The organism is Glycomyces sambucus (genome assembly GCF_900102815.1).
Taxonomy (GTDB): Bacteria; Actinomycetota; Actinomycetes; order Mycobacteriales; family Micromonosporaceae; genus Glycomyces; species Glycomyces sambucus.
In genome coordinates, this window is record NZ_FNGF01000001.1 from 1120405 (window position 1) to 1126590 (window position 6186).

At 72.0% G+C, this 6186-nt stretch carries 6 protein-coding genes; 1 reads left to right on the forward strand and 5 read right to left on the reverse strand.

Annotation, left to right across the window (positions count from 1 at the left end; translation table 11 throughout):
- Positions 1-8: 8 nt before the first annotated feature.
- The 4 genes from BLS99_RS05200 to BLS99_RS05215 form a co-directional block, all read right to left on the reverse strand.
- A complete protein-coding gene (locus tag BLS99_RS05200) occupies positions 9-773 on the reverse strand; it encodes a metal ABC transporter ATP-binding protein (RefSeq protein ID WP_091044576.1) in 765 nt (254 codons plus the stop codon).
- 15 nt (positions 774-788) lie between these two features.
- Positions 789-1799, reverse strand: a complete 1011-nt coding sequence (locus BLS99_RS05205) for a metal ABC transporter substrate-binding protein (RefSeq protein WP_176953200.1) — start codon at positions 1797-1799, stop codon at positions 789-791.
- Positions 1800-1945: 146 nt separating this feature from the next.
- Complete coding sequence (locus tag BLS99_RS05210) at positions 1946-2653, reverse strand: TIGR03943 family putative permease subunit (protein ID WP_091044582.1); 708 nt, start codon at positions 2651-2653, stop codon at positions 1946-1948.
- Complete coding sequence (locus BLS99_RS05215) at positions 2650-3675, reverse strand: permease (RefSeq protein WP_091044585.1); 1026 nt, start codon at positions 3673-3675, stop codon at positions 2650-2652. The genes BLS99_RS05210 and BLS99_RS05215 overlap by 4 nt, the downstream gene beginning before the upstream one ends.
- A 74-nt stretch (positions 3676-3749) precedes the next feature.
- On the opposite strand from BLS99_RS05215, the gene BLS99_RS05220 reads away from it, so the two are divergent.
- Positions 3750-4604, forward strand: a complete 855-nt coding sequence (locus tag BLS99_RS05220; RefSeq protein ID WP_143034694.1) for an ion transporter — start codon at positions 3750-3752, stop codon at positions 4602-4604.
- 257 nt (positions 4605-4861) lie between these two features.
- On the opposite strand, the gene BLS99_RS05225 is transcribed toward BLS99_RS05220, so the two are convergent.
- Positions 4862-5647, reverse strand: a complete 786-nt coding sequence (locus BLS99_RS05225) for an isoprenyl transferase (RefSeq protein ID WP_218126265.1) — start codon at positions 5645-5647, stop codon at positions 4862-4864.
- Positions 5648-6186 lie beyond the last annotated feature (539 nt).

Below are 6186 nucleotides of genomic sequence, written 5' to 3' on the forward strand. Positions count from 1 at the left end.
CTCGAAGATCACTTGCCGCCCCAGAGGTCGTCGGAGTCGTTGTGGCCGTTGGCATGCGGGTGCACATGCTCGTGGGCGGGGTCGGCGTGCTCGCCGACGGGGCGCGGCGGGGCGCCGTCGTGGACGACCTTCCCGTCGGCGAGGACCACGGCGCGGTCGAGGCGGTCGGTGAGCGGGCCGAGCTCGTGGGTGACGAGGAGGACGGCGCACCCGGCGTCGACGCGTGCGGCGATCACGGCGGCGAGCGCGGCCTGCGTCTCGGCGTCGACGCCGACGGTGGGCTCGTCCATGATGAGCAGTTCGGGGTCGGTGGCGAGGGCGCGGGCGATGAGGACGCGCTGCTGCTGGCCGCCCGAGAGGGTGTCGACAGAGCAGCGGGCGTGGTCGGCGAGGCCGACCTCGGCGAGGCTGCGGGCGACGGCCTCGCGGTCGCCGCGGCGCGGCGGCATGCCGAGCGCGCGGTGGGCGAGGCGGCCCTGGGAGACGACCTCGGCGGCGGTGGAGGGGACGCCGGAGGCGGCGCCGGTGCGCTGGGGGACGTAGCCGATGCGCTTCCAGGCTCGGAAGCGCTTCTGCGGCGTGCCGAACAGCTCGATGGACCCGCCGGCGAGCGGGACGAGGCCGGCGACGGCCTTGATGAGCGTGGACTTCCCGGAGCCGTTGGCGCCCATGAGGGCGACGGCCTCTCCGGGGGCGACGGCGAGGTCGGCGCCGCGCACGACGGCGCGACCGCCGTAGGAGACGGTCGCGCCGCGGACGTTGAGGACGGGCATTCGGCTAATGCTGCCCTACGCCGCACCGAGGGCGGTCTGCAACGCGGCCAGGTTCTCCCGCATCACAGTGAAGTAGTCGGCGCCGTCGGCGGCCTTGTCGTCGGCGAGCCCTTCGAGCGGGTCGAGCACGGCGGTCTGCGCGCCGGACTCGGCGGCGAGGGTCTCGGCGATGTCGGGCGACACGAGGGTCTCGAAGAAGATCGTGGTGACGGCGTTGTCCTCGACGTACTGGGCGACCTCGGCCATCCGCTGCGTGTCGGGCTCCTGGTCGGGGCTGAGGCCGGAGATGGCGACCTGGGTGAGGCCGTAGCGGTCGGCGAGGTAGCCGAAGGCGGCGTGGGAGGTCACGATGGCGTCGCTGGTGCGGTTCGCGAGGCCGTCGGTGAACTCGGCGTCGAGCGCGGTGAGGTCGGCGGTGAAGGCGTCGGCGGCGGTGGCGTACCGGTCGGCGTCGGCCTCGTCGATCCCGGCGAGGCCGTCGGCGATGGCGTCGCCGATCTGGGCGTAGCGGACGGGGTCGAGCCAGATGTGGGGGTCGGTGCCTTCGAGCTCGTCGTCGTGGGCGTGCTCCTCGCCCTCCTCCTCGTGGGACTCCTCGCCTTCCTCGTGGGCGTGGTCGTCGCCTTCGTGGTCGGACTCGTGGTCGTCGGCAAGGGCCTGGGTGGAGTCGTAGCCGATGGTGTCGACGGCGGTGGCGACGTCGAGGGCCTTGTCGGAGGCGTACTCCTCGATGGCGGCGTCGAGTTCGGGGATGAAGTCCCCCAGGTAGACGACGTAGTCGGCCTCCTCGATCGCGGCGATGTCGGAGGGGGCGAGTTCGAGGTCGTGGGGCTCCTGGCCGGCGGGGGTGAGGTTGGTGACGGTGACGTCGTCGCCGCCGACCTGCTCGGCGGCGTAGGCGAGGGGGTAGAACGCGGCGACGACGTTCAGGCCGTCGCCGTCCGAGCCGCCTTCGCCGCCGCAGGCGGCGAGGCTGGCGGCGGCGAGGCCGGCGATGGGGAGGATGAGCAAGCTGGAACGGCGCATCTCTGAACCTTGCTCCGTCATGACAATCATTGTCAACAGCTAATATGACCCGTGGTCGAGGTCGATGAGGCCCGCGACCAGGAGGAACACTCGCGCTCCGCGCCCGCGGGGCGCAAATCGCATGACCCGTATCACGCGATCGAGTCTCATTGGTACTCGTTCTCCGGCGCCGGGATCGGGGTGATCGACTCGACCTCGATGTAGGGCACCAGCTCGCCGTTGATCTCGTCGCGGCCCTGGCGCGGGGTGTACTCGCCGACGACCTCGACCCACTGGTCCGGCTCCAGGCCGGCGGGCACGTCGCCCTCGAACCCGATCTTCACCGGCCGCGCGTCGGCCGCGCAGCAGGAGACGACCATGCGCGCGAGCTGCGGCTCGTCCCCCTCGTAGAGGATGAACCCGCGCAGCTGGATCCGGTGCCCCTCCAGCGTCTGGCCCTCGTCGAAGATCGCCCGCGCGGCGTAGTCGAGGAGCGTCAAGGGCACCGGGTCGACGTCGTCGGGCAGCTCCGGATAGCTCGACCGCGACTCCTCGGCCCCGACCACGGTCCCGGTGCGCTCGGCCTCGTACGACCCGAGCGCGCCCGGCGCCACGAGCAGCATCCCGACCACCGGCGCGAGCAGCAGCCACGCCACCTTCGGCTCCCCGTGCCCGTGCCCGTCGTCGCCCGCGCGCTCCCCGCGCCACGCCTGGACACCGGTGATCGCGGCGACCGCGACCAGCAGGACCCCGGCCGGCACGATGAGCCAGAACGCGTACGGCTTCACGTAGTCGAGGTAGGCGCCCGTCCAGGCCAGGCGCAGCATCCCGCCGCCGACCAGGAGCAGGATCACCGCCTGCGCGTCGAGTCTCACAGCCAGACCGCCCCCATGAGCACGGCGGCGGCGACCGCCGCGACGAACGCCGCCGGTGCGAACCGGGCCGCGAACCGGCGGCCGAAGGTCCCGGCCTGCATGGCCGCGAGCTTCACGTCGATGAACGGGCCGACGACCATGAACGCGAGCTTCGCCGTGGGCGAGAACTGGGTCAGCGAGGCGGCCACGAACGCGTCGGACTCCGAGCAGATCGACACGAGCACCGCGAGGACCGCCAGCGCGAGCACGCCGAGGACCGGGTGGTCGGCGATGGGCGCGAGCCAGGTCTCCGGCACCAGCGTGTTCAGGCTCGCGGCGATGGCGGCGCCGATGACGAGGTAGCCGCCGGCGTGGAGGAAGTCGTGGCGGATCGCGGCCCAGAACGCGGCCCACTTCCCGTCGTCGTGGTGGCGGTGCCGCGGCAGCCGCAGCCACTCGGCCTTGCCGAGCTTCGCCCAGAGCCAGCCGATGGTGACGGCGGCGAGGAGCGAGGCGGCGACGCGGGCGCCGACCATCTCGGGGTTGCCGGGGAAGGCCACGAAGGTGGAGACGACGACGATCGGGTTGATCGCCGGGGAGGCGAGCATGAACGTGAACGCGGCGGCGGGGGCGACGCCGCGGCGCACGAGGGCCCCGGCGACGGGCACGGAGGCGCATTCGCAGGCGGGCAGGATCGCACCGGCGACGCCCGCGACGGGGACGGCGAGCGCGGTGCGCTTGGGGACGGCCTTGTGGAAGAAGTCGGCGGGTACGAAGGCGCTGATGGCGGCGGAGAGGGCGACGCCGAGGACGAGGAACGGGAACGCCTGGACGCAGACGGCGACGAAGCGGGCGGACCACGCCTGGGCGGCGGGGGCGGCGAAGAGCTCGGTGAGGCCGGGGCGGGCGGTGAGGCCGAAGACGAGGAGCAGGGCGAGGGCTTCGATGGAGGTGAGGCCCCGGCGGGGCCGCGGGGCCGCGGGGGCGTCGCTGTCGGTGCCGGTGTCGGCGAGGTCGGCGCTCACGGCCCCATTGTGCGGCATGGGAGGCGCCGACCGGGTCACCGGCCCGCTCACCTCCGCAGTTGTGACGTGTTCGCACTTATTACGCTTGGGCGGTGCGAGTCCCCACCCTAGGTACCTCCCCCAGCCGTGTACCCGCCTTCTGCCGTGCGCTGCTCTCGAACCGGCGGTTCCAGATCCTGTCGATGTGGGTGATCGTGGTCAACGGGGCGGCGCTGGGGGCGATGACGTTCCAGGGCGCGATGGACGTGGCCGCGGACTTCCTGCACTGGGTGGACCACGTGTGCCTGGGGTTCTTCGCGTTCGAGGTGGTCGCGGGGATCATGTCGTTCGGGCGGCGGCCGTGGCGGTACTTCAAGGACGGCTGGAACGTCTTCGACTTCGTGATCGTGGTGGCGTCGTTCCTGCCGGGCCTGCGCGAGAACGTGACGATCCTGCGGATGCTGCGGCTGGCGCGGATCGTGCGGATCTTCCGGTCGCTGCCGTCGCTGCGGGTGATCCTGGTGGCGGCCGGTAAGGCGCTGCCGAAGTCGGCGGGCGTGTTCGCGCTGACGGGCCTGGTCATGTACCTGTGGGCGATGATCGGCTGGATCGCGTTCTACCGGACCGACCCGGAGCACTTCGGGTCGGTGGGGAAGGCGCTGCTGAACCTGTTCCAGCTGGTGGCGTTCGACGACATGGGGAACGTCATCCGCGACAGCATGGCGCACAACATGTGGACGCTGCCGTACTACGTGGTGTTCATCCTGTTCGGCGCGTTCATCCTGGTGAACCTCATGATCGGCGTGGTGCTGGCCTCGATGGAGGAGGCGCAGAAGATCGACGACGAGGACGGCGAGATCCACGCGGACACCGCGCTGCTGCTCGACCGGATCGAGAAGCTCCAGGTCGCGGTCGACAAGCTGGCCGCGGATCAGGACAGAGGGCGCGAGTACACGCCGTTCCGGTAGGCCGCTCAGGCCGAGACGGGGTTCGGCTCGGCTCCGCCCCTGTGCCTCCGGATCGGCTCCACCGCGGTGGTCGCCCGGACGCGGTCCGCTCAGGCCGAGACGGGGTTCGGCTCGGCTCCGCCCCTGTGCCTCCGGATCGGCTCCACCGCGGTGGTCGCCCGGACGCGGTCCGCTCAGGCCGAGACGGGGTTCGGCTCGGCTCCACCCCTGCGCCTCCGGATCGGCTCCACCGCGGTGGTCGCCCGGACGCGGTCCGCTCAGGCCGAGACGGGATTGGGCTCGGCTCCACCCAAGCGCCGGTCCCGGCGGGCGTAGATCTCGCAGGCGCGCCACAGGTGGCGGCGGTCGAAGTCGGGCCAGAGGACGTCGAGGTAGACCATCTCGGCGTACGCGGACTGCCAGGGCAGGAAGTTCGAGGTGCGCTGCTCGCCGGAGGGGCGCAGGAACAGGTCGACGTCGGGCAGGTCGGGGTTGTAGAGGTACTTCGCGAAGGTCTTCTCGGTGACGCGGTCGGGGTTGAGGCGCCCGGCCTTGACGTCGCGGGCGAGGGCCGCGGCGGCGTCGGCGATCTCGGCGCGGCCGCCGTAGTTCACGCAGAACTGGAGCGTGATCTTGTCGTTGTGCTTCGACATCTCCTCGGCCACTTCGAGTTCCTTGATGACGCTCTTCCACAGCTTGGGGCGGCGCCCGGCCCAGCGGATGCGCACGCCCATGGCGTGGAGCTCGTCGCGGCGGCGGTGGATGACGTCGCGGTTGAAGCCCATGAGCCAGCGGACCTCGTCGGGGCTGCGGCGCCAGTTCTCGGTGGAGAACGCGTACGCGGAGAGGGTGCCGACGCCCATCTCGATGGCGCCCTCGATGGTGTCGAACAGCGACGCCTCGCCCATCGTGTGGCCCTCGGTGCGCTTGAGGCCGCGGTCCTTGGCCCAGCGACCGTTGCCGTCCATGACGAGGGCGACGTGCCTGGGCACGAGGTCGCGCGGCAGCTCGGGCGGCACCGCGCCCGAGGGGTGCGGCTTCGGCGGCTCGTACGTGCGGCTCACTGGACCTCCAACTCGGCGGGGACCCGCCGGGGGGAACCGACCGTCGGGCGGCCTCGATCGTAGTCCCGGGCGCGGGCCGACCCACCGCACGGCCCGGCCGCGAAGCGGCTCGGCCGTGCCGGACGCGCACACGCTCATGTACGCCGCCCCACGGCCTGGCTGCGAAGCCGCTCGGGCCTCACCCGGTCGTGCACACGCTGCCGTAGGCCGCCCGGTGCCCGGTGCCCGTTGCCCGTTGCCCGTTGCCCGTTGCCCGTTGCCCGTTGCCCGTTGCCCGTTGCCCGTTGCCCGTTCGCGTTCGCGTTCGCGTTCGCGTTCGCGTTCGCGTTCGCGTTCGCGTTCGCGTTCGCGTTCGCGTTCGCGTTCGCCAAGTATGGTGCCGTCCCGATGTCGGACCCTTCGGGCACTGTTAAACGGGGGCGACTGCGAATGCGCCGGGTCCTCGCGTTCGCCGCTGCGGGTCCTGGCGCCCGGGTGTGGGCTCTGTTACGTTCGGCGCGTGGAACCTCTCAACGTGGAGCACCGCGGCCGCACCCTCC

Excerpts from the sequence above, each read along its gene's own strand:
- BLS99_RS05200 (WP_091044576.1), bottom strand. The coding sequence starts at position 773 with ATGCCCGTCCTCAACGTCCGCGGCGCGACCGTCTCCTACGGCGGTCGC.
- BLS99_RS05215 (WP_091044585.1), bottom strand. The coding sequence starts at position 3,675 with ATGCCGCACAATGGGGCCGTGAGCGCCGACCTCGCCGACACCGGCACC.
- BLS99_RS05205 (WP_176953200.1), bottom strand. The coding sequence starts at position 1,799 with ATGCGCCGTTCCAGCTTGCTCATCCTCCCCATCGCCGGCCTCGCCGCC.